At 67.3% G+C, this 21,760-nt stretch carries 20 protein-coding genes; 10 read left to right on the top strand and 10 right to left on the bottom strand.

Features of this window, described 5'->3' with window-relative positions:
* Positions 1 to 32: 32 nt before the first annotated feature.
* The 7 genes from AC1DP9_RS16860 to AC1DP9_RS16830 all read left to right on the top strand — a co-directional run bounded on the left by AC1DP9_RS16860 (position 33) and on the right by AC1DP9_RS16830 (position 8,214).
* Positions 33 to 590, top strand: a complete 558-nt coding sequence (locus tag AC1DP9_RS16860; RefSeq protein WP_092297071.1) for a penicillin-binding protein activator LpoB — start codon at positions 33 to 35, stop codon at positions 588 to 590.
* A 40-nt stretch (positions 591 to 630) separates the two neighbouring features.
* The gene (locus AC1DP9_RS16855) at positions 631 to 2,133 is read left to right on the top strand and encodes a PelD GGDEF domain-containing protein (RefSeq protein WP_477107968.1); all 1,503 of its coding nucleotides are present in this window, start codon (positions 631 to 633) and stop codon (positions 2,131 to 2,133) included.
* 3 nt (positions 2,134 to 2,136) lie between these two features.
* On the top strand, positions 2,137 to 3,123 hold the full coding sequence (locus tag AC1DP9_RS16850) for a tetratricopeptide repeat protein (RefSeq protein WP_092297074.1): 987 nt from the start codon (positions 2,137 to 2,139) through the stop codon (positions 3,121 to 3,123).
* Positions 3,120 to 4,715 (top strand): GT4 family glycosyltransferase PelF, encoded by a 1,596-nt coding sequence (pelF, locus tag AC1DP9_RS16845; protein ID WP_441592878.1) that lies wholly within the window; start codon positions 3,120 to 3,122, stop codon positions 4,713 to 4,715. Before AC1DP9_RS16850 ends, pelF begins: the two co-directional genes overlap by 4 nt.
* 1 nt (position 4,716) lies before the next feature.
* Positions 4,717 to 6,087: an exopolysaccharide Pel transporter PelG gene (gene pelG / locus AC1DP9_RS16840; protein WP_441592879.1), complete on the top strand. Its 1,371-nt coding sequence runs from the start codon at positions 4,717 to 4,719 to the stop codon at positions 6,085 to 6,087.
* A gap of 266 nt (positions 6,088 to 6,353) precedes the next feature.
* The gene (locus AC1DP9_RS16835) at positions 6,354 to 7,070 is read left to right on the top strand and encodes a response regulator transcription factor (RefSeq protein ID WP_092297083.1); all 717 of its coding nucleotides are present in this window, start codon (positions 6,354 to 6,356) and stop codon (positions 7,068 to 7,070) included.
* 13 nt (positions 7,071 to 7,083) lie between these two features.
* Positions 7,084 to 8,214, top strand: coding sequence for a sensor histidine kinase (locus AC1DP9_RS16830; protein WP_441644286.1), 1,131 nt, complete (start codon positions 7,084 to 7,086; stop codon positions 8,212 to 8,214).
* 125 nt (positions 8,215 to 8,339) lie between these two features.
* Here AC1DP9_RS16830 and AC1DP9_RS16825 read toward each other — a convergent pair whose 3' ends face one another.
* On the bottom strand, positions 8,340 to 9,209 hold the full coding sequence (locus AC1DP9_RS16825) for an MlaA family lipoprotein (RefSeq protein WP_477108009.1): 870 nt from the start codon (positions 9,207 to 9,209) through the stop codon (positions 8,340 to 8,342).
* A 167-nt stretch (positions 9,210 to 9,376) separates the two neighbouring features.
* The gene (gene hpnN / locus AC1DP9_RS16820) at positions 9,377 to 12,103 is read right to left on the bottom strand and encodes a hopanoid transporter HpnN (RefSeq protein ID WP_477105648.1); all 2,727 of its coding nucleotides are present in this window, start codon (positions 12,101 to 12,103) and stop codon (positions 9,377 to 9,379) included.
* A gap of 168 nt (positions 12,104 to 12,271) precedes the next feature.
* On the opposite strand from hpnN, the gene AC1DP9_RS16815 reads away from it, so the two are divergent.
* A complete protein-coding gene (locus tag AC1DP9_RS16815; RefSeq protein ID WP_092297096.1) occupies positions 12,272 to 12,913 on the top strand; it encodes an MlaC/ttg2D family ABC transporter substrate-binding protein in 642 nt (213 codons plus the stop codon).
* 45 nt (positions 12,914 to 12,958) lie between these two features.
* On the opposite strand, the gene AC1DP9_RS16810 is transcribed toward AC1DP9_RS16815, so the two are convergent.
* From AC1DP9_RS16810 to ispH, 4 genes are read right to left on the bottom strand one after another with little or no spacing between them, the layout of a single operon-like run.
* On the bottom strand, positions 12,959 to 13,399 hold the full coding sequence (locus AC1DP9_RS16810) for a DNA-binding protein (protein WP_454757688.1): 441 nt from the start codon (positions 13,397 to 13,399) through the stop codon (positions 12,959 to 12,961).
* The gene (locus AC1DP9_RS16805) at positions 13,365 to 13,970 is read right to left on the bottom strand and encodes a nucleotidyltransferase domain-containing protein (RefSeq protein ID WP_441592883.1); all 606 of its coding nucleotides are present in this window, start codon (positions 13,968 to 13,970) and stop codon (positions 13,365 to 13,367) included. The genes AC1DP9_RS16810 and AC1DP9_RS16805 overlap by 35 nt, the downstream gene beginning before the upstream one ends.
* A gap of 47 nt (positions 13,971 to 14,017) precedes the next feature.
* Positions 14,018 to 15,178, bottom strand: coding sequence for an adenosyl-hopene transferase HpnH (gene hpnH / locus AC1DP9_RS16800; RefSeq protein ID WP_477107967.1), 1,161 nt, complete (start codon positions 15,176 to 15,178; stop codon positions 14,018 to 14,020).
* Between the two features lie 33 nt (positions 15,179 to 15,211).
* A complete protein-coding gene (gene ispH / locus AC1DP9_RS16795) occupies positions 15,212 to 16,210 on the bottom strand; it encodes a 4-hydroxy-3-methylbut-2-enyl diphosphate reductase (RefSeq protein ID WP_092297108.1) in 999 nt (332 codons plus the stop codon).
* Between the two features lie 212 nt (positions 16,211 to 16,422).
* Between ispH and hpnA the strand changes: the two genes are divergently transcribed.
* Complete coding sequence (gene hpnA, locus AC1DP9_RS16790; RefSeq protein WP_092297111.1) at positions 16,423 to 17,415, top strand: hopanoid-associated sugar epimerase; 993 nt, start codon at positions 16,423 to 16,425, stop codon at positions 17,413 to 17,415.
* Positions 17,416 to 17,445: 30 nt separating this feature from the next.
* Here hpnA and AC1DP9_RS16785 read toward each other — a convergent pair whose 3' ends face one another.
* From AC1DP9_RS16785 to AC1DP9_RS16770, 4 genes are all read right to left on the bottom strand, one after another.
* On the bottom strand, positions 17,446 to 18,588 hold the full coding sequence (locus tag AC1DP9_RS16785; protein ID WP_477108008.1) for a glycosyltransferase: 1,143 nt from the start codon (positions 18,586 to 18,588) through the stop codon (positions 17,446 to 17,448).
* A 20-nt stretch (positions 18,589 to 18,608) separates the two neighbouring features.
* On the bottom strand, positions 18,609 to 19,517 hold the full coding sequence (locus tag AC1DP9_RS16780; protein WP_477108007.1) for a ferritin-like domain-containing protein: 909 nt from the start codon (positions 19,515 to 19,517) through the stop codon (positions 18,609 to 18,611).
* Positions 19,518 to 19,753: 236 nt separating this feature from the next.
* On the bottom strand, positions 19,754 to 20,020 hold the full coding sequence (locus AC1DP9_RS16775) for a hypothetical protein (protein WP_092297117.1): 267 nt from the start codon (positions 20,018 to 20,020) through the stop codon (positions 19,754 to 19,756).
* 153 nt (positions 20,021 to 20,173) lie between these two features.
* On the bottom strand, positions 20,174 to 20,443 hold the full coding sequence (locus tag AC1DP9_RS16770; RefSeq protein WP_092297120.1) for a hypothetical protein: 270 nt from the start codon (positions 20,441 to 20,443) through the stop codon (positions 20,174 to 20,176).
* Positions 20,444 to 20,642: 199 nt separating this feature from the next.
* On the opposite strand from AC1DP9_RS16770, the gene AC1DP9_RS16765 reads away from it, so the two are divergent.
* On the top strand, positions 20,643 to 21,755 hold the full coding sequence (locus AC1DP9_RS16765) for an AGE family epimerase/isomerase (RefSeq protein WP_477107966.1): 1,113 nt from the start codon (positions 20,643 to 20,645) through the stop codon (positions 21,753 to 21,755).
* Positions 21,756 to 21,760 lie beyond the last annotated feature (5 nt).

Genomic DNA, 21,760 nt, shown 5'->3' with positions numbered 1-21,760 from the left:
CGAAGGTTTTCAAGGTAAACGAGGGGAATCCCATGAAAAAGACAATGACTGGCAAGGGCCGCATCGGGCGGATGGCAGCATGGATCGGTGCCGTTGGCGCGGCACTGTGGCTGGCGGGTTGCGCGGTGACGGATGTGGGCCGCGCGCCGCAAATGTCGCCCGGCGACACGGTGGCGGTGCTGCCGATCGTCAACTACACCGAGACGCCGCAGGCCGGCCTGCGCGCCGAAGCCATCGCCGAATCGCTGCTGAAGACCGGCGGCATCGCCAACCTGAAGCGCTACCCGGCTTCGCTGAACCCGGAAACGCTGTTCGAGCCGGCCGAGCGCGAGTCGGTGGGCAAGGCGCTGGAATGGGCCCGGGGCGAGCGCGCCCGCTACGCGCTGACCGGCGCGGTGCAGGAATGGCGCTATAAAGTCGGCGTGGATGGCGAACCGGCAGTGGGCATCTCGCTGCAACTGATCGACGTGGCCAGCGGCCAGGTGGTGTGGTCGGCCACGGGCAGCGACAGCGGCTGGAGCCGCGCCTCGCTGTCGGGCACCGCGCAGAAGCTGCTGCGCCGCCTGCTGGCACCGCTGATGCAGGGTTGATCGCGTTTTCGGACGCTGTAGAAAAGGACAGGTGACACGCGTGGGGAATTCTGCGGAAAAAAGGCGCCAGGGGCAGGGGATCGGCCTCGGCGGGCGCTATGCGCGCTGGCTGGCGCCCGCGGTGAGCGGGCCGGCTGCGGTGCTGGAGTTGATCGCCACGATGGTGGTCGCGATGGGGCTGGCCTATCTGGTGCTGCCGCAGAACCCGCTGCTGCTCGGCATGGGTTTCCCCTGGGCGTGGTTGCTGCCGGTGATCCTGGCGCTGCGCTATGGCACGCTGATCGGCGTGGGCTCGGTGCTGATGCTGCTGGGCGGCTGGTTTGTCTTCGAAGCGCTTGGCAGCTACACCAGCGCGTTCCCGCGCATGTTCTTCCTGGGCGGGCTGCTGCTGGTGCTGATCTCGGGCCAGTTCGGCGATGTATGGGGCACGCGGCTGGCGCGCGCTCGCGCCGTCAACCGCTATCTGGACGAGCGGCTGGCCGCGCTGACCAAGAACCACTACCTGCTGCGCATTTCCCACGCGCGGCTGGAGAACGACCTGCTGGCACGCCCGACCACGCTGCGCGACACGCTCTCGCAGATGCGGGCCGTCGCCATGGGCGACGCCGCCCGGGGTGGGGTGGACCAGCCCGAGACCACGCTGCCCGGCGCGCAGCCGATGCTGCAAGTGGTGGCGCAGGCCTGCCAGATCGAAGGCGCGGCGCTGTTCGCGTGTGATGGCGAGCGCATCTCGCCGCAGGCTGCCGCGAGCATCGGGCCGGGCTTCGAACTGAATATGGACGACCCGCTGGTGCGCCATTGCCTCGACACGCGCGAGCTGGCCCACCTGCGTTCCTCGGGCCTGCAGCAGGACGCCGAGACCCGCTACGTGGCCGTGGCGCCGGTGCTGGCCGGTTCCGACCGCCTGATCGGCGTGCTGGTGGTGGAGCGCATGCCGTTCCTCTCGCTGACCTATGAAAACCTCCAGCTGCTGATGGTGCTGATGGGCTACTACGCCGATGGCGTGGAGCACGGGCAGGCCACGCACGGCATCCAGGCGCTGATGCCGGCGATTCCGTACGCGTTTGCGCTCGACTACGCGCGGCTGTCGCGGCTGCGCCAGGAAACCGGCGTCGAAAGCTCGGTGGTGGCGCTGGTGTTCGACCTCGACGAAGCCCGCGACGCGCTGTTCGAACAGGTGGTGCGCAGCCGCCGGGCGCTGGACGTGGCCTGGCCCGCGCGCAGCCCGCGCCAGCGCGCCATGCTGACGCTGATGCCGCTGTCCGACAGCCAGGCCGTCTCGGCCTATCTGGTGCGGATCGAAGACATGCTGCGCGCGCAGTTCGGCACCGATTTCGCCACCTCGCACATCGGCGTGTACTCGCTGACCGTGCCGGCCACCGGCGCCGAAGACGCGCTGGTGCGGCTGTTGCAGCGTTGCCAGATCGATGGCGCCACGGCGACCGATGCCACGGCGCCGCGCTCGGTGGCCCCCGGCGTGGTAGCTGGCGCCGCCGGCAACAACGCTCCGGTGCCGGCTTCGGCCGGCACGCAGGCGGGCTGACGCATGGGCAAGCTGACCTTCGGCGGCACCGCCTTCCAGATCGCCGCGCTGGCGCTGCTGTTTCAGGGCGGCACGGGCCTGCCGCTGCTGCTGGCATTTTTCGCCCTGCAGGCGGCGGCCTCCGGGTTGCTGGGGCTGGCGCTGTGGCGTCTGCTGCCGCGTCGCTTCCGCGCGCCGTTCGCGTGGACCTATGCCTACCTCGCCGCGTTCTGCTTCTTCGTGCCGCTCGGCGGGACGCTGGTCTGCCTCGGCAGCCTGCTGTTCGCGCGGCTGTTCCCGGGCCGGCGCGATGCGTCCGGCATTGCCTCGGTAGCGCTGCCGGCCTTCGTCACCCACCTGATCCAGCGCGTGACGCACGGTGGCGGGGCGCGCCTGCGCGCGCAGCTTGGCAATACCCGCGCGCCGCTGCCGGAGCGCATGAACGCGCTGGTGGCCATGCAGTCGATGCCCACGCGCACGGCCAGCCCGGTGCTGCGCGAACTGCTGGCCGATAGCACGGACGATATCCGCCTGCTCGCCTACGGCATGCTCGACGGCGCCGAGAAACAACTGACGCAACAGATTTTGGCCGAACTGCCGCGCCTGGAAGCCGCCGACACGCCCCAGGCGCGCGGCGAGATCAACAAGCGGCTGGCCGACCTCTACTGGGAACTGATCTACCAGAACCTGGTACAGGGCGATGTCTACCGCTATACCGCCAGCCAGGTGGAGCGCTACGCCAGCGCCGCGCTGGAGACCGACGACACCAACGCCGCGCTCTGGTACATGCGCGGCCGGCTGGCGCTGACGCGTAATGCGCCGGCCGAGGCGCGCGCGTGGCTCACGCGGGCGGAGTCGCTTGGCTTCGCGCGTGAGCGCGTGCTGCCGCTGCTGGCGGAAGCCGCCTACCTGGAACGCGACTACGCCGCCGTGCATCGCCTGATGGCGGCTTTCGACAGTCCTTCGCCGCTCCCACTGGTGCGGCCCCTGTTGCGGTACTGGCAATCATGAGTGAAATACTGGTCAAGGGAACGTCCGCCGACGTCATGCTGCTGCTGGAAGGCACGTTCCCGTATGTGAGCGGGGGCGTGTCCAGCTGGGTCAACCAGATGATCCGCGCTTTCCCGGACATCCGCTTCGGCATCGTCTTTATCGGCAGCCGCCGGCAGGACTATGGCGAGATGGCCTACGCGCTGCCGGACAACGTCGTGCATCTGGAAACCCATTTCCTGTACGACTTTCCGCCGCCGCCGATGGTGCACGGCAGCGCGGGCGACCCGAAGGCTTTCGAGAAGTCCGACGCGCTGCACGAAATGCTGCGGGAGCCCGGCAAGGAACAGGAGGCGGGGGAGCTGATCCGCGAACTGATGCCGGCGCTGCGCGAGGGCGGGGCGCTGTCCGAGGATGCCTTCCTCTACAGCCGCCGCGCCTGGCAGACCATCACCGAGCAGTATCGGCAGTTCTGCACGGACCCGTCGTTCACGGACTACTTCTGGACCATCCGCATCATGCACAAGCCGCTGTGGCAGCTGGTGCGGATTGCCGACTCGCTGATCCCGGCGAAGATGTACCACACGGTGTCCACCGGCTACGCGGGCTTTCTGGGCGCGATGCTGCGCTACCGCAGCGGGCGGCCGCTGCTGGTGTCCGAGCACGGCATCTATACGAAGGAACGCAAGATCGACCTGTTCCAGAGCCAGTGGATCCGGGACAACCGCAACATCTTCGAGCGCGACATCTCCCAGATCAGCTACTTCCGCGAGCTATGGGTGCGTTTCTTCGAGACGCTGGGCCGGGTCTGCTACGACGCCGGCGACGAGATCGTGGCCTTGTACGAGGGCAACCGCCGCCGCCAGGTGGCCGATGGCGCGGTGGAAACCCGCACGCGCAATATCCCGAACGGCATTAACCTGCCGCGGCTGTCGGCGCTGCGCACGCAGCGGGCGCCGGGCGTGCCGCCGGTGCTGTGCCTGATCGGCCGCGTGGTGCCGATCAAGGACATCAAGACCTTTATCCGCGCGATGCTGACCGTGGTGCGCGAGTACCCGGACGCCGAAGGCTGGATCGCCGGCCCCGAGGACGAGGATCCCGAGTACGCGCAGGAATGCCGCAGCCTGGCGGAAAGCCTGGGGCTCGGCCAGAAGGTCAAGTTCCTCGGCTTCCAGAAGATCGACGAACTCCTGCCGAAGGTGGGCGTGCTGATCCTCAGCTCGATCTCGGAGGCGCTGCCGCTGGTGGTGCTCGAGGGCTTCGCGGCGGGCGTGCCGTGCGTGACGACTGACGTGGGCTCGTGCCGCGAACTGATCTTCGGCCTGCCGGGCGAGGATGCAGCGCTGGGCGCGGCGGGCGGCGTGGTCCGTATCGCCGATCCGGCCGCACTGGCTGGTGCCGCGCTGGAACTGCTCACCGACCCGCCGCGCTGGCAGGCTGCCCAGGCGGCCGGCATCGCCCGGGTGGAGCGCTACTACACGCAGGAACAGATGGTGGGCAGCTATCGCACGTTGTATGCGTCGCTGATGGACAAGCCCGATCACGCGGGGCGCACGGATGGGGTCGCGCCCGCCGGCAATCCGGCAAAGTGCCCCGTGCACGGAGGACGCTGACATGGCCGGGATTGGTTTCGAACTCCGCAAGATGCTCCGGCGCGACAGCCTGTCCGGCATGCTGAGCGCCTACGCCTACGCCGGCGTGATCAGCTCCGGGCCGTGGGTGCTGTCGATCCTCGGCATCCTGCTGATCGGCCTGCTGAGCATCGGCTTCGTGATTCCGGGGATGCTGATCACGCAGTTCCAGGTGTCGGTGACCTACCTGATTGCCTGCAGCCTGATCCTGACCGGGCCGATGCAGCTGTCGTTCACGCGCTTCACCTCGGACCGGCTGTTCGAGCGGCGCGACCACCTCGTGCTGTCGAACTACCACGCGGTGGCGCTGCTCTCCACCGGGCTGGCCGGCGCCATCGGCGTGGGCTGCGCGGTCTGGGCGTTCCCGGAGCAGTCGGTGCTGTACCGGCTGCTGATGATCGCGGGCTTCGTGATCATGAGCAATATCTGGATCGCGGCGATCTTCCTGTCGGGCATGAAGCAGTACAAGGCCATCGTGTGGACGTTCTTCGTCGGCTACACGATCACGGTGCTGGGCGCGCTGGCGCTGCGCTCGCGCGGGCTGGAGGGGCTGCTGGCCGGCTTCGTGGTGGGGCAGCTCTGCCTGCTGGTGGGCATGATCACGCTGATCTACCGCAACTACACCAGCCAGCGCTTCATGTCGTTCGAGGTGTTCCAGAAGCGCTACGCCTATCCGAGCCTGGTGGCCATCGGCCTGTTCTACAACCTCGGCATCTGGATGGACAAGTTCATGTTCTGGTACGCGCCGTCCACGGGCCAGCAGGTGATCGGCCCGCTGCACGCGTCCATCATCTACGACATCCCGGTGTTCCTGGCCTACCTCGCCATCATCCCGGGCATGGCCGTGTTCCTGGTGCGTATCGAGACCGATTTCGTCGAGTACTACGACGCGTTCTACAACGCGGTGCGCGGCGGCAGTTCGCTCGAGCACATCGAGGACATGCGCAACACGATGGTCCAGACCATCCGCCTGGGGCTGTATGAGATCGTGAAGGTGCAGGCCATCGCGGCGCTGCTGCTGTTCGTGGTCGGGCCGTGGGTGCTGCGGCTGCTGGGCATCTCCGAGCTGTACCTGCCGCTGCTCTATGTCGACGTGATCGGCGCGAGCTTGCAGGTGGTGCTGCTCGGCGTGCTCAACATCTACTTCTACCTGGACCGCCGGCGCGAGGTGCTGCTGCTGACCGGGACCTTCGTGGTGCTGAACTTCGTGCTGACCCGGCTCACGCTGGAGCTGGGCCCGGCCTGGTATGGCTACGGGTTCGCGGTGTCGCTGCTGATCGTGGTGGCGCTGGCGCTGTACCTGCTGGACCGCAAGCTGGAGCGCCTGGAGTACGAGACCTACATGCTGCAGTAGGGCGGAGCGGGCAGGGGAGGGTTGTTGTAGCTTTTACACGCGGCGGGGCGCTTAAGGGCGCCTCGCCAGCCATCGTTTCAAACGTGCCGGCCCCATGTGGCCCAATGTGGCCCAATGGCTGCGCTTGCCGCGCGCCATCCCCCGCCGTCGCGGCGGCGCCGCAACACTGGTGCATGCCCCCCGAACGGAGCCTCGACGCGCCATCGTGCGTTTGGGTAACATGACGCGGCCGCGCCACACATTGGCGGTAGTCATCAGAGGGATGTATGAGAATTGCCTCCGTGGAGGACGACCCCAGCCAGGCCGCACAGATCCGACAACTGCTCGAGGAGGCCGGCTTTACCTGTACCAGCTTCGCCGCCGGATCGGATTTCCTGCGCGCGCTGCGCGACCAGGTATTCGACCTGCTGGTCATCGACTGGCAACTGCCCGACATGAGCGGCTACGAAGTCGTGAACTGGGTGCGCCAGCATGCCGGCCGGCTGCCGCCCATCCTGTTCCTGACCAGCCGGATCGATGAGTCCGACATCGTCGCCGGCCTCGCCGTGGGCGCCGACGACTACCTGGCCAAGCCGGTGCGCCCCGCCGAATTCGTGGCCCGGGTGCGTGCGTTGCTGCGCCGCGCCTATCCGGCGGTGCCTCATGACGATCAACTGCTGCGCCAGGGCCGCTATGTAGTGGATGCGCGCCGTCGATCCATCACGCTGTCGGGCACGCTGGTGGAACTGTCGCCGCGCGAGTTCGACCTCGCGCTGTTCCTGTTCCGCAATATCGGCCGGCTGCTTTCGCGCGAGGTGATCGAGCAGGCCGTCTGGGGCCGCGCCATGGAGGCCGGCTCGCGCACGCTGGACACCCATATCTCGCGGCTGCGCATCAAGCTGGAGATGCGGCCCGACAACGGCGTGCGGCTCATGTCCGTCTACTCGCACGGCTACCGGTTCGAAGAGGCCAGCACGCTGGCCGCCGGGCAGCCTGATGCGTAGCCAGGCGCCGCCGTTGCCCCGGTATCTCGACGGCCTCGAGAACCTGCCCGAGGCCACGGTGATCGTCGATATCGACGGTGGCATCCTCGTGGCGAACCGCCGCGCGGTGGCGCTGGCGCCTGCCATGCTGTCCGGCATCGAGGATCTGGCGGCGGGCGCATCCCTCGATTTCCCCGATTTCCCCGAAGATGCCTATGGCGGCCTCGCGCCGCCGGGCCTGCCGGACCTGATCGAAGCGCTGTTCCCGGTGCCGGGCCCCGGCCTCGCCTACTGGGACGGGCTCTGCGCGGTGCTGGATTCCCACGCGCCGGTCATGTCGTCCGACGATTCCCAGGGCGTGGAACTCGCCACCGAGGACGATCGCCGCTTCCTGCTCCACGGCGCGCCGCTGCAGGGCGAGGCGGGCTGCCCGCCCGGGGCCATCGTCAGCCTGATCGACATCACCACGGTGCGCCGCGCCGAGCGCCAGCGCGCCCAGATGCTGCATTTCCTGTCGCACGACATGCGTTCGCCCCAGGCGTCGATCCTGGCGCTGATCGACATGCAGTCGCGGCCCAACCGCGCGCTGCCGCCGGAGGTGCTGCTGGCCCGCATCGCCGAGCACGCCCACCGCACGCTGGCGCTGGCCGATGACTTTATCCGGCTGGCGCAGGCCGATTCGGAGCGGCTGGAATTTGCCGAGGTGGAACTGACCGGGCTGGTGCTCGATGCCACCGACGAACTCTGGGCGCTGGCCAAGGCGCGCGGCATCGAGCTGCAACTGAGTCTGGAGGCGGAGGGTGAGACCCTGCGTGCCGCGCCGGTGCTGCTGGTGCGCGCCATCGCCAATCTGGTCAGCAATGCCATCAAGTTCGGGCCGCCGGGCAAACCGGTGTCGGTGCGACTGCGGCGCATGGGGCCGTTCCTGGCGGTGGCGGTGTCGGATTCCGGCCCAGGGATTTCCTACGCGGATCAGGCACGCCTGTTCGAACCGTTCCGCCGCGTGCATGCGCCGGGCGCCGATGCGCCGGGCGGCAGCGGGCTGGGGCTGGTGTTCGTGAAGACCGTGGCAGAGCGGCACGGTGGTCGCGTCATGGTCGACAGCGCCGCCGGCGCCGGGGCCACCTTCACGCTGTTGCTGCCGTTGCGCCGCCGCGCCGGCTGATCCGGCCGCGCCGACACAATTGTTGGCAATCGGCAGAACCGAATTTGCCTACGATGGGTGGGGCCACGGACTCCGCATCCGAGGCTTTAGTGTCCGCGCTGGCCTCGGCGCGGACACGGCTTTTTTTACTTCGCCATCCCCGGTGCAGGCGCCGGCGTGGCGGCCGGCACCGGTGGGGTGGGTTCGGGCTTGGCGCCGTCGGCGTCGGGCTTGGCCGATGCATCGGGGGAAGCCGGCGTATCCGGCTTGATCCGCTTCGGCACGTCCGAAGGCGTGCCCTCATCTTCATCGTCATACGACGGCAGATCGTCGCCGCCCTGGCCCAGCAGGTAGCGGCGGCGCTGCAGATAGCCATCCCGCACGAAGGAATACTTGTCCAGCGCGGCCAGCGAGAGCAGGTCCGTCGCGCCGAGCAGGTTCGTCCGCACGTTCACCACGTTGAGCGCGAACAGCGAATTGCGCCACGCCGGGTCGAGGTAGTGCGCTGGGTCGAGGTAGAAGCTGCCGGCCAGCCCGATGCCATCGCGCACCGTGCTCGGCCCGAACAGCGGCAGCACGATGTACGGCCCCTGCGGAAAGCCCCACACGCCCAGCGTCAGCCCCAGATCCTGCGAATGGCGCTCGATGCCGGCCGCCGTGGCGATGTCGATCAGGCCGCCGATGCCGAGCACCGAGTTGATCGCCACGCGCATCAGCGTCTCCGCCGCGGCGGTGCCCTTGCCTTGCAGCAGGTTGTTGGCGAAGTTGCCGACGTCGGCGAGGTTCGAATAGAAGTTGGTCACGGCCAGCCGCACCGGCTCGGGCGTCACGGCCTTGTAGCCCTTGGCGACGGGCACGGCCACGTACTGGTCCACCGTGTCGTTGACCTTGAAGGTCACGCGGTTCATCGGCTCGAGCGGATCGTCGGGGTTGGCTTGCGGACCGGAGGCGCAGCCCGTGATCAGGGCGGAGAGGGCGGTAGCGGCCAGCACGCCGGCGATCCGCGAGCGGCCCATCGAGCGGGGAACAGAGGGGGAAACCGGAAGATGGCGGGCGCCGGGCATGAGCGGGAGACGGGAGAGCATGGTGAGACGGTTGGTCTTTCTTGATTTCTTGTGGTTATGGGGGCCGGCCGCCGGTACTTCAAGGGCGGCGGCAGGCAACAATACCGCATCACCGCCACTTACCGCCTGGTATTCCCGTTGTCTGCCCCATGGTGGTTATCGGCGGAATTCCCCAGCGTCGTAGCCACCGTCAAGGGGGGTAGCGAGGGGCCGAGCGGGTCATGGCGCCCCACCGGCGCCCGGCGCGGCCGGCCCATCAGGATCGGCTGGAAGAACACCGCGCCCGCCAGCGTGGTCACCAGCGCCAGCGCCAGCAGCTTGCCCATGCTCGCCGTGCCCGGGTGGTGCGACAGCCAGAGGCTGCCGAACGCCGTGGCCGTGGTGGCGGCGCTGAACAGCACCGCATGCGTCAGGCTCGATTGCAGCAGCTTGGTCTTGCCGTTGCGCCACGCAATCACGTAGTAGATCTTGAACGCGACGCCGATGCCGAGCAGCAGCGGCAGCGCAATCACGTTGGCGAAGTTCAGCGCGATGCCGAACACCACGCACAGCTCCAGCGTGACGATGCCGGACACCAGCAGCGGAATCAGCGTGCGCAGCACGTCGCCGATGCGCCGCAGCGTGATCCAGAGCAGCACCGTGATCGACAGCACGGCCCATAGGCCAGCATGGCTGAACGCGGTCATGATCGTGTCCGCCGAACCGCGGATCGCGATCGGGCCGCCCGTGGCATCGGGCTGCACGCGGGCCATCACGTCCAGGAAGTGGTCGAGCGCGGCGGCGCGCGCGGCCTCGTTCTTGACGCCCGGCGGTGGCAGCTTGGGCGTGACGCTGAGCAGCGCCTTGCCGTCCGGGGCCAGCCAGTCGCGCAGGAGTTCCGGCGGCAGGGTCTGCTGCGACACCGGCTCCGGCTGCAGCGAACGTTGCAGCGTGGCCAGCGCAAGCCGCAGCGGCAGGGCGATGGCGCGCTCGGCACGATCGCGCGTGGCGGGTTCGGCATCGGACAGCTTCTTCAGGGAACGCGACAGATGCGCGGCGGCTTCCGCGCCCGGGCCGGGATGATCGAGCGCGGCCAGGTCGAGCTGGCGCGAGGCGTTGCGCAGTGATGCCACGCGCCGCACATCGTCAGCCGGCGCGGATGGGGTTTGCGTCAGCGCCGGCATCATCGTCTTCGCCAGCCCGGCGATGATCGCCAGCTTCGGCGCCTGGTCGTCAGGGATGAAGGTGCGCAGCGTGACCACGCGCTCCACCTCGGGCAGGGCCTTGAGCTTGTCGGCGGTGCGCTGGGCGGCGGCCAGGGACGGGGCCAGCACCTTCACGTCGTCGGTGCCGGCCTGCGGGGCATCCTTGAGCGCCAGCAGCGTGGACATCGACTCGGAGTGCGGGTCCTTCAGGTGCAGCGGATCGAAATCGAACTTCAGGTGCGGCAGCAGCGGGGCGCCGCCGATGATCAGCACCAGTACGCCCACCAGCACGCCCTTGCGATGGCGCTCGAAGAACGCATCGGCCGGGGCCAACCAGCCGAAGCCGGGCAACTCGGCTTCGCCCTTGGGGCGCAGCACGCGGATCAGGGCCGGCAGCAGCGTGAACGTGGTGGCGTAGGCGATGAACATGCCCACGCCGGCGATCTTGCCCAACTCCGCCACGCCCCGGTAGTCGGTGGGCAGGAAGCAGAAGAACGCGGCGGCAGTGGCGGCGGCGGCTAGCGTCAGCGGCGTGCCGACGTCGCGCGCGGTCAGCCGCAGGGCTTCGTCGAGGTCGTCGTGCTCGTGCCGCTCGGCACGGTAGCGCACGCCGAACTGGATGCCGAAGTCCACCCCCAGCCCGACGAACAGCACGGCGAACGCCACCGAGATCATGTTCAGCGCGCCCACCATCATCAGGCCCAGCGCGGCCGTCATCAGCAGGCCGGCCACCAGGCTGGCCAGCACGGCCACGATCAGGCGCGCGGAACGCAGCGCCATCCAGAGAATGCCGATGACCACCACCAGCGTGAGCAGGCCGTTGAGCACGGCACCTTCGCTCACGGATGCGAATTCGTCATCCGCCAGCGGCTGCGGGCCGGTGAGACGGACGGCGGCGCCATAGCGCTGGTCGAGCTTGAGATCGGCCGCGGCGCGACGGATGGCCTCGCTGGCGCCGGCGCCGGCCTTGAGGTCGCTGAAGTCGAGCACCGGCGACAGCGTGACGAAGCTGAACGCCCGGCCATCGGCATTAGGCTTCAGGCTGTCGTCGACCAGCCCCATCCAGGACAGCGCCACGGGTTTGTTGGCCAGCACGCCGTCCACGGTGGTGGCGCTGGCCGCCAGCAGCTTCTCCATATCGCCCAGCTTGATCTGGCCCAGTTGCAGCGGCAGGGTCAGCGTGGTGGTCAGCAGGTCGGACAGCCCACGCAGGGTGGGGTCATGGGCGAGGTTGTTGATCAGCGGTCGCGCCTGGGTGAGCTTGGCGGCCATGTCGTTGACCGAAGCCGTATCGGCGAACAGCAGGCCGTTGCGCTCGAAGAAGGCGCCCGCGCCGGGCTGGCCTACTGCGCGGAAGCGCTGCGGCTGCTGGCGCAGGGCGTCGGCCAGCTCGTTGGCGGCGGCGTCGGCCAGTTCCTTGGCCGGGGCCTGCACCACGGCCAGGATCATTTTGTCGCGCTGCGGAAACGCGTCGCTGATGGCCGCGTCGTTCTGCGCCCACGGCGCGTCGGACTCCAGCAGGCGGCTGATATCGGTATTGATGGCGAAGTTGCGCGCCATGTAGACGCCGCTGGCAATGGTGAGCAGCAGCGAGACGCCGATCACGGTCCAGGCGCGAACGGTGGAAAACTTGACGATACGGGTCAGCGTGGATCTGATCATTTGCGTGGGGTTCTGGCACCCGGCCCGGCCGGGGCGCACGGAGGCGGCAGCCCGGAGTATAGCCGCTGGCAGCGGCTTCTCCGCACCCGCCGCGGTCCGGCCGCGCCGCGATCCGCTATATACTGGGCCGACTGGCCCTGTGGTCGATTATCCCTGCATCGGAGACTCATGAACCGACAATTTCCCAGCGCCATCATTGCTCCCGCGATTGCCCCCGTTGCCGTGGCGATTGCGGCCGTAGCGATGATCGGCACCGCGCACGCCCAGACGTCACCTGACAAGCTCGTGCAAACCGCCGTCGAAGGCGTGATTGCCAAGATCAAGGCCGATCCCGAGACGCGCAGCGGCGATCTGGCAAAAATTACCGCCGTCGTGCAGCGCGAGTTCCTGCCTTACACGGATTTCGGCCGCACCACCCGCCTCGCGGTCGGGAATGCCTGGAAGCAGGCTACCCCTGAACAGCAAAAAACACTCCAGGAGCAATTCACGGCCCTGCTGGTGCGCAGCTACGCGGTTTCGCTCTCGCAACTGCGTGACCAGAGTCCCAAATTTACCTACAAGCCGGCCAAGGCTGGCAGCAGCGCCAACGACTCCGTGGTGGCCACCCGCGTGCTGAACAATGGCGACGAGATGCTGATCGACTACCGCCTCCAACGCGGCAACGACGGCTGGAAAATCTACGACATCAATATGATGGGCGCGTGGCTGATCGAGGTGTACCGCAAGCAGTTCGCCGACATCGTCGCCCGCGACGGCGTGGACGGCCTGATCAAGTATCTGACCAATCACAACGCCCGGGCGGCGGCTTAATCGGTCCTAGGTGGCTTGAGCGGTGAAGGGCGGGCCTCGTGGCCGTCATCCCAGCAATTGGGGATGATGACCCCGGAGCCAGCCGGTCACGTCATCCAGTAGTTCCGCGGCGCAGGCGATACATTCGCGCACGGCGGACAACGGCACCAGATCCCCTGAATAGTCGGAAAGGTTGCGCTGTTTGCGCAGTGCATCAAGCACGATAAGCCGCTCGGCGGGCAGGCTGATGGTCAGGCTCAACGTCTGCAGCGCAGTCTGGTGATGGCCGGGTCGGCTGGTCAGCGTGCGGTAGCCGCGGGCGTTGAGTGCGGCCATGGCGCACTGCAGGATGGCCTTGTAAGCGGCATCGAAGCGGTTTTCGTGGCTGACGGCCTCGATCCGGGCGTCGGCGAGGTTGCGCCGCGCGGCACCGAGCAGGCGTTCGATTTGCTCCCGGCTTGGCGCAGTCGCGTCAAGGCTCAGTCCCAGCAGGTTCTCCAAGGTCATCGTCGTTGCCGATCAGGAAAAGCTTCGGTTTCGCAACCACATCCACGACGAACGGATCCCGGCGCTGGACGAGTGATTGCCATTCCTCCGCGGAGAACACCTTTGCGTTGATCTCGCGGGCGAGCGACGACTGTACCGGATACAGCAGCTGAACACTGTCCCGAAAGGTAATAGACCCGATGATGGCGACGTCGATGTCACTGTCGGCCACGTCACGGCCCGCTGCCACGGAACCGAAGATGAACGCCGCCTGGATTGAGGCGGCGACTGGCGCGAGGGCAAGCGTCAAGGCCTCGACTGCGCCGGACGTCTTGCGCATGATCCCGGCCAGTTCCTCGAACACCGGGGAAGCCCGGTTCGCGCGATAAAGCACCTGGTTGCCCTGGGGCGTACGCGTGAGGATGCCGGCTTCCGCCAGCTTGCTCAGTTCTTTATGGAGGGTGCCGGGCGCCGTGCCGGTCAGGCGGGCAATCTCTCGGACGTGATATGACGCCTCCGGGCGCAGCAGAAGCAGGCCCAGAACACGGCGCCGGTATTGGCTGAAGAGGGTGTCGGAAAGAGATTGAAGCATTTTTGGCTACGATTGTAGCCAAAAATGCTTCGCCTGCGAGATTGCGCTCAATGCGTCGCTTGCACGGCTTCGGCGCGGCTGCCCTGAGCCTTCTTCAGGTTGCCGATCTCGGCCAGCTTGATCTCGACGTGGCGCGAGAACACGTAGTCGGCCGGGCGTTGCTTGTCCAGCGAGATGTCCGGGGTCATGGCGCCGGTCGTCTTCACGCCGCGCAGGGTCACGCCCAGCGCCTTGAGCGGATGCGAGAACGTGTCGGCCACGGCGGTGGCTTCGAAGCCGCTGTGGACCATGCAGTCGGCGCACTTTTCATAGTTGCCGACACCATAGGCGTCCCAGTCCGTGTCTTCCATCAGTTCCTTGAAGGTCTTCACGTAGCCTTCGCCCACCAGGTAACACGGGCGCTGCCAGCCGAACACCGTGCGCGCCGGGTTGCCCCAGGGCGTGCACTTGTAGGTCTGGTTGCCGGCCAGGAAGTCCAGGAACATCGTCGACTGGCTGAATGCCCAGTTCTTGCCCGCACGGCCGCGCGACAGGATGTCGCGGAACAGCTGCTTGGTCTTGTTGCGGTTCAGGAAGTGCTGCTGGTCCGGCGCGCGCTCGTAGGCATAGCCCGGCGACACCGTGATGCCGTCCACGCCCATCGCCTTGACCGAGTCGAAGAACTTGGCCACGCGGTCCGGCTTGGCGTCGTTGAACAGCGTGCAGTTGATGTTCACGCGGAAGCCGCGTTCCTTGGCCATGCGGATGGCTTCCACGCAGCGGTCGTACACGCCTTCCTGGTTGACCGAGTGGTCATGCATCTCGCGGTCGCCGTCGAGGTGGATCGACCACACGAAGTACGGGCTCGGCTCGTACTGGTCGATCTTCTTCTCCATCAGCAGCGCGTTGGTGCACAGGTAGACAAAGCGCTTGCGGGCGATGATGCCGCGCACGATCTCGGGCATGTCCTTGTGCAGCAGCGGCTCACCGCCGGCGATGGACACCACGGGCGCGCCGCACTCGTCCACGGACTGCAGGCATTCCGCCACGGACAGGCGCTGGTTCAGGATGGGATCCGGATAGTCGATCTTGCCGCAGCCGGAGCAGGCGAGGTTGCAGCGGAACAGGGGTTCCAGCATCAGGGCGAGCGGGTAGCGCTTTTGCCCGGAGAGGTGCTTGCGAGCAATATAGGCGCCAACGCGGGCGACCTGCAGAAACGGAATGGCCAAGGGGTGCTTCCTGTGAGGGTTCGGCGGTGCGGTTCAGCCTGCCGCCGTCTGGTCGGCGAGGCGCGCATCGCGCTGTTCGGTTGTCTTGCTGGCGGGTTGTGCCAGTGCTGTGTCGGCCAATTCGGCCGGCAGGCGGAATTCCGCGTGTTCCACGATGCCTTCCATGGTCGATACCTCGACCGGCCCGAGTCGGCGTAACGCCGCGATCACGTCTTCCACCATCGCCTCGGGCGCCGAGGCCCCCGCGGTAATGCCCACGACATCGGCGTCCCGAACCCAGGCGGGATCCAGCTCGCTGCCATCGGCAATCAGGTAGCTCGGCACGCCGCTTTCCGTGCCAATTTCGCGTAAACGGTTGGAATTGGAGCTATTTGTCGCCCCGATCACGAGAATCACATCCACCCGCGACGACATCTCGCGCACCGCACTCTGGCGGTTTTGGGTGGCGTAGCAGATGTCGCGCGTGTTCGGCCCCACCAAATTGGTGAAGCGCGCCGCGAGCGCCGCAATGATATTACGGGTGTCGTCCACGGACAACGTGGTCTGCGTGATATAGGCCACGGGGGCATCTATCGGCAGGTCCAGCGTGGCGACTTCCGCTTCATTCTGGACCAGGATCACCTTGCCGGGGATCTGGCCCATCGTGCCTTCCACCTCCGGGTGCCCGGCATGGCCGATCAGGATCACGTGACGGCCGGCCGCAGCATACTGGCGGCCCTGGGTATGCACCTTGATGACGAGCGGGCAGGTCGCGTCGATGGCGTGCAACGCTCGGTGCCGGGCGTCCGCCACGACTTCCCGCGAGACTCCGTGGGCGCTGAAGATGGTAACCGCGCCACCGGGCACTTCTTCCAGTTCCTCGACGAAACGCGCGCCTTTCTGCCGCAAGCCTTCCACCACGTGCTTGTTGTGGACAATCTCGTGCCGGACGTAGACGGGAGCGCCGTGCTTGACGAGCGCGCGGTCGACGATCTCGATCGCACGGACCACGCCGGCACAGAAGCCCCGAGGCTGGGCGAGTATTACCTGCATAGGGACGGCCCCCCGACCCACTGACGAATATTCAACATTTTCTTATCTTGGTATGCCGGCATCACTTTCCGGCTCACGGTGGTTACTATATACCGGTGCAGAAATTTCTGTCTGGCACGTTGGCTGCGGCCAACACGGGCTTTTGGGTCACAATGCGCGTGGTTTAGGGCCTTAACGGCCCAAAATGGCAATCTGTAGACAGGGGAACTGAAATTAACAATTGCATTTTGGTGACAGGCGCGTCGGGTTTTCTTGGCTCTTCTGTGATGCGGCAGGCCCTCGACCGGGGTTTCCAGGTCCGGGTGCTGGTGCGGGCCACCAGCCCGCGTGCCAACCTTGCCGGGTTGCCTGTGGAGGTGGTGGAGGGCGATATGCGCGACGCGGCGTCCATGTCGCGCGCGATGGCGGGCGTGCGCTATCTGTTCCACGTGGCGGCCGATTACCGGCTCTGGGCGCCCGATCCCGAGGAAATCGTCCGATCCAACGTGGATGGCACCGTCACTGTGATGGAAGCCGCCCGGCAGGCCGGCGTGGAGCGCATTGTATACACCAGCAGCGTGGCCACGCTCCGGGTGGCCGGCGCCACCGCGCCCGTGGACGAGACGGCCGCCATGGCCGGCCACGAGGCCATCGGCGCCTACAAGCGCAGCAAGGTGCTGGCCGAGCGCGAAGTAGAGCGCCTGGTCGCCGAGGGTTTGCCGGCGGTCATCGTCAATCCGTCCACGCCGATCGGCCCGCGCGATGTACGGCCGACGCCCACCGGGCGGATCATCGTCGAGGCGGCCACGGGCAAGATCCCGGCGTTCGTCGATACGGGCCTGAACCTCGCCCATGTCGACGACGTCGCTACCGGCCATTTCCTGGCGCTGGAGCGCGGCAAGATCGGCGAACGGTATATTTTGGGTGGTCAGGACGTCACTTTGCAGCAGATGCTGCAGGACATCGCCGGCATGACCGGCCGCAAGCCGCCCACCGTGCAACTGCCACGCTGGCCGCTGTACCCGCTGGCGCGGGTGGCCGAGACCGTGGCGCGTTTCACCGGAAAGGAGCCGTTCGTGACCGTTGACGGCCTGAAGATGTCCCAATACCGGATGTTCTTCACGTCGGACAAGGCGCGGCGCGAACTTGGCTACACGCCGCGGCCGTATCAGGAGGGGCTGCGTGACGCCCTGACCTGGTTCCGCGAGGCCGGCTATCTCAACTAGCACTATTAGATACAGATAGGGCGATCGCGCTCACGAGCGAATCGGCGCCTGGGCGCGGCCTTTCCACTGGCCGCCCCGGCGTAGCCAGTAACGGCGCGCCGAATCCAGCGTCGCGCCCAGATAGAACAGCGCGGTGAGCGGCAGCAGCGGTGCCAGCCAGGCCGGCTGCCGGTATTCGCGCAGCATCGGCCGATAGCTGACCGCCATCAGAATCCACGCCAGCCACGCCGGCCACACCGCGGCGCCACCGGCCAGCGCCAGCACCGGTGGGGCCAGGTAGGTCAGGATCATGCCGAGCGTGGCGCCGGCCAGCATCCAGGGCGAGTAGTGCAACTGGGTGTAGGCGCTGCGCGCGATCATGTTCCAGAGGCTTTCCCAGTCGTCGTAGGGACGCAGCGAGATGCTGTTGTCCGCCAGATCGAGCCGGATCGGGCCGCCTTCCTTGATCCGCGCCGCCAGGCTGCAATCGTCGATCAACTCCCCGCGAATGGCATGGAAACCGCCGATACGGGCCAGCGCCGAGCGCCGCGCCAGCATGCAGCCACCCGCGGCCGCCGCAACGCGGCTCGACGGGTCTGCCACCCGCGCGAACGGGTAGAGTTTGGCGAAGTAGAAGACAAAAGCCGGTACGATCATGCGTTCCCAGGCCGATTCACAGCGCAGGCGCACCATCAGCGAAACGAGGTCGCGGCGCTCGTGCTCGGCGCGGGCCACCAGTTCTGTCACCGTTTCCGGGCCATGCCAGATGTCGGCGTCGGTGAGGAAGGCGAAGCCGGCGTCCGGCATCTGCACGTCGGCGGCGGCCAGCCCCTCGGACTGCGCCCAGACCTTGCCGCTCCAGCCGGCAGGCAGGTCGCGTGCCGCCACCACGGTGAGCTGGTCGGCCTTGCCGATCGACAGCGCAGCGGCGCGGGCGATATCGGCGGTGCCATCGCTGCTGTGGTCGTCCACCACGATCAGGTGAAGCCGGCCCGCGTAGTGCTGGCCCAGCACGCCGGTTACGGCGCGGCCGATCACATCGACCTCATTGCGGGCGGGGATGATGCCGACGACGGGCGGCCACGCGGCCGGGCGGGGGGAGGGCGCGGGCTTGCGCACGCGCCAGAAGCCGGCGCGGGCGAAGACCAGTACGCACCAGATCAGCAGGACCAGCAGGGACAATCCAAACGCCATGGCGTGCGTCAATTCCAGATTCATTTGAGAAAGCGGCGCACCAGCCGGGCCAGCCGGGGCACCGTGGTCGGGCGCAGAAGCCGCGCATCATACCCCGCCATGCGCCGCGCGTCCTCGGCCAGGCAGAGGTCGATCATGGCGCCGGGGGAGAGCGTCTGGCCCAATGTGTCGGCGGCGTTCATCGGAAAATTCGCATCCTGGGCGGCGCCGTCCACATCCACGTCAATGCCGCGCGCGATGCCGATGCGCTCGCGGATCAGGAAGAACCAGACCCGCCAGACCTTCCAGGCGAAGGCGGGCTTGCGCCACCACGGCAGGCTGGCGCGGTACCACGCCGCCCAGTTCGCAAAAAACAGGATATGGCGGCCTTCTTCCTGGATCACGGGCTCAAATGTCTCGACCAGCTCGGCCGGAAAGAAGCCGGAGTCCTTGGCGGCGGCGAACAGCCCGAACGCGGCGAAGCTGTCGATGCACTCGCTGTAGCCGGTCACCAGCCAGCCCCATTCGGGGTCGGCGGGCGGCAGGTACTCGGGTTCGGGCGCCAGCGTGATGCCATACGCCTCCACCAGCTTGGCCAGCACCACCTTGTGGCGCGCTTCCTCGTCGGCATCCATCTCCAGCGCGCTGCGCAGCAGCGGGTCGCGCACGGTGCGGGCATAGCTGTGCACGCGGATGGACGCACGGCCCTCGGTCTGCACGGCGATGTCCCAGATCGGCAGCGAGGTCACCCGGCGCAGCGCATCGGGCGGCAGCACCGGCCAGTCGATCACCGACGGTTTGTAGGGGTTGTGGGTCTGCAGCAGCATGTTGCAGAACATGCGCAGGTGTTCGGGAGAGCCGATGCGGAGCCGGTCCGGCAAGGGATCGGTCCAGTGGCGCATCGCATGGTCGGCCTGCTCCACCGCTGTGCGGGCGATGGTCGCCGCCACGGCGGCGGCACGCGCCTCAGCGCTGGCGGGGGCAGACGGGCTCGGCGAACTGGCGGTGTCGGCAGGGGCGGATGGCAGGTCCGCGACGCTGCCATCGGCTTCGAAAGCTCTTTTCATTGGCGCTCCGGGCAGGGGATGCGGAGGCCATTGTATCTAGGGCCGGTCAATATCGCAGGCCAGGGTGGCCTGATTTTTTCGGGGGCGCACTGCCGGAAGCGGGATTTCGGTGAATTGTCTTACCGCGCACGCGATTCGTGTCCGGGGCGGCGATGCGGGTCGGGCGGGAATTCGGGGAAGACATCGCATTCGCCCCGCACGATGTTCTCGATGGTGGCACAGATGCCCTCGGTGCCGCGCGGGCCCACGCAGACCAGGCTGCGCGGATGGTCGGAATGCGGCGGGATGGCGTAGACGTGCATCCCTTCACGATAGAGAGGATGCCGGGCGAGCCGCTCGTTCATCAGTTCGACAAAGCGGCGGGGGCTGACAGTGGGCTTGTCCATCGCTTTTCTCCGAGAGGCATACGGGAAAAAACGGGACAAAGCGTCCCGTGCCGTGTGCCGCCACGCTTTCAGACTAGGCCGGCGGCCACGGTGGATCAAGGGCAAACAAGCGCTAACGTCGCTTAATGCCTGCCAAACGGATGTTCGATGCGTCTAATGGCGCATGTCCTTCGGATACATGCCGGGCAGTTCGCTTGCCGCGCGCTGGCCGTCTAGCATGCTGTTGCCGGCGGCCCAGCAGGCCGCTTCGGCCTCAGCCTGGGAGCCGTAGTCGGTGGCCGCCTCGATCATGCTGTCGCATTCGGCGCCTCCGCATTTCTCCTCCACCACGATGCGCCATGTATAGCGTCCGGGTGGGTCTTCCATCACATGCATCACGAGGGTGCGACGGTGGTCGGCGATTGTCGTGGGATGAGCGGACATGGCGGTTCTCCCGGAGGGCAGAGTTACGACCGGTGGTGGACTTTCAACATAGCACCGCATGGCCGCTTTGCCAGTGTCATCTGCCGCCGTGCGGCGCGCGCGGCGCCTGGCGCCTTCCGCCGCCCTGTCATTTCCAGTATCTTGTGTCGCCTGGGCAGTGGCCGCGCAACGCGGCAGCGCCCGCATTTCGCTCACCCCCATGCTCGCCTCTCCGACACTTTCCGAACGGATCGCCTCGCTGATCGCCCATTTCGACACGGCCATCCTGCCCGCCTGGACCGGTCCCGGCTGGCGGGCAGACCTCCGGCTGGCGCATGAGGCGCTCGATGGCGCCACCAGCCAGCCCTTGCCAGACAAGCGTTTCCGGGCGATGGCCTGCGCGCGGCAACTGTACGTCTTCGCCACCGCCGGCCACCTCGCGCATGCCGATACGCTGTTCGCCTCGCTCCAGCACTATTTCGGTGATGGCGCAGGCGGCTGGATCTACAGCACCGATGCCGATGGCGCGCCGCGCGACACGACGCGCGACCTCTACACCCACGCCTTCGTGGTCTTCGCCTGCGCCCACTACCATCGCGCCGGGGGCAGTGCGGCGGCGCTCGAGACCCTGCGCCGCACCGTGGATGTGATCGAGAATCGATTCGGCGACGGAAACGGCCTCTATCACGCGGCGTTGTCGCCCAACTTTGCGGTCAACGGCGGCGGCGTGCTCCAGAACCCGGTCATGCACCTGACGGAGGCCTACCTCGCCGCGTGCGATGTCACGGGCGATAGCTGGTTCACCGCCCGCCTGCCAGAGATGGCGGCGGCCGTGGCGGAGCGTTTCGTCGATCCCGCCAATGGCTGCGTGGCCGAGCAGCCGCAGGGCACGCCCGGCAACCGGATCGAGCCGGGACATCAGTTCGAGTGGTATTCGCTGGTGATGATGGCGCCGGCCCTGTTCGCCGATACGCCGTTGCCGGCCTCGCTGCGCCGCGCGTACGACTTCGCACGCACCCATGGTGTGATCAATGACACACTCGGTGTCAGCGCAGCGCTGGATCTCGACGGCACGCTGCAGGACGGTACCCAGCGGATCTGGGCCCAGACCGAATTCGCCCGCGCGTTGGCCGTAAAGGGCACCGTGGAGCCAGACGCGGCGCCGCTGATCGAACTGGAGCAGTGGATCGACCGCTTCCGCAGCCGTTTTCTCCATGCCGATGGCTGGCACGAATGCGTGGCGCCGGACGGCGAGGTGGTGCGCGCCGAAATGCCGTCCACCACGCCTTACCACCTGCTCACGGCCTACCAGGCGCTGCGCACGCTCGGCTGAATCGG

It is taken from the genome of Cupriavidus sp. 01L43, from assembly GCF_056399925.1.
The sequence above is the reverse complement of the archived record's forward strand: the minus strand, read 5'-3'. Positions and strand labels throughout refer to the sequence as shown.

Bases quoted from the DNA above. Each gene is read 5' to 3' on its own strand.
- AC1DP9_RS16860 (WP_092297071.1), top strand. From the start codon at position 33: ATGAAAAAGACAATGACTGGCAAGGGCCGCATCGGGCGGATGGCAGCA.
- AC1DP9_RS16850 (WP_092297074.1), top strand. From the start codon at position 2,137: ATGGGCAAGCTGACCTTCGGCGGCACCGCCTTCCAGATCGCCGCGCTG.
- pelF (WP_441592878.1), top strand. From the start codon at position 3,120: ATGAGTGAAATACTGGTCAAGGGAACGTCCGCCGACGTCATGCTGCTG.
- pelG (WP_441592879.1), top strand. From the start codon at position 4,717: ATGGCCGGGATTGGTTTCGAACTCCGCAAGATGCTCCGGCGCGACAGC.
- AC1DP9_RS16835 (WP_092297083.1), top strand. From the start codon at position 6,354: ATGAGAATTGCCTCCGTGGAGGACGACCCCAGCCAGGCCGCACAGATC.
- AC1DP9_RS16825 (WP_477108009.1), bottom strand. From the start codon at position 9,209: ATGGGCCGCTCGCGGATCGCCGGCGTGCTGGCCGCTACCGCCCTCTCC.
- hpnN (WP_477105648.1), bottom strand. From the start codon at position 12,103: ATGATCAGATCCACGCTGACCCGTATCGTCAAGTTTTCCACCGTTCGC.
- AC1DP9_RS16815 (WP_092297096.1), top strand. From the start codon at position 12,272: ATGAACCGACAATTTCCCAGCGCCATCATTGCTCCCGCGATTGCCCCC.
- AC1DP9_RS16810 (WP_454757688.1), bottom strand. From the start codon at position 13,399: ATGACCTTGGAGAACCTGCTGGGACTGAGCCTTGACGCGACTGCGCCA.
- AC1DP9_RS16805 (WP_441592883.1), bottom strand. From the start codon at position 13,970: ATGCTTCAATCTCTTTCCGACACCCTCTTCAGCCAATACCGGCGCCGT.
- ispH (WP_092297108.1), bottom strand. From the start codon at position 16,210: ATGCAGGTAATACTCGCCCAGCCTCGGGGCTTCTGTGCCGGCGTGGTC.
- AC1DP9_RS16785 (WP_477108008.1), bottom strand. From the start codon at position 18,588: ATGGCGTTTGGATTGTCCCTGCTGGTCCTGCTGATCTGGTGCGTACTG.
- AC1DP9_RS16775 (WP_092297117.1), bottom strand. From the start codon at position 20,020: ATGGACAAGCCCACTGTCAGCCCCCGCCGCTTTGTCGAACTGATGAAC.
- AC1DP9_RS16770 (WP_092297120.1), bottom strand. From the start codon at position 20,443: ATGTCCGCTCATCCCACGACAATCGCCGACCACCGTCGCACCCTCGTG.
- AC1DP9_RS16765 (WP_477107966.1), top strand. From the start codon at position 20,643: ATGCTCGCCTCTCCGACACTTTCCGAACGGATCGCCTCGCTGATCGCC.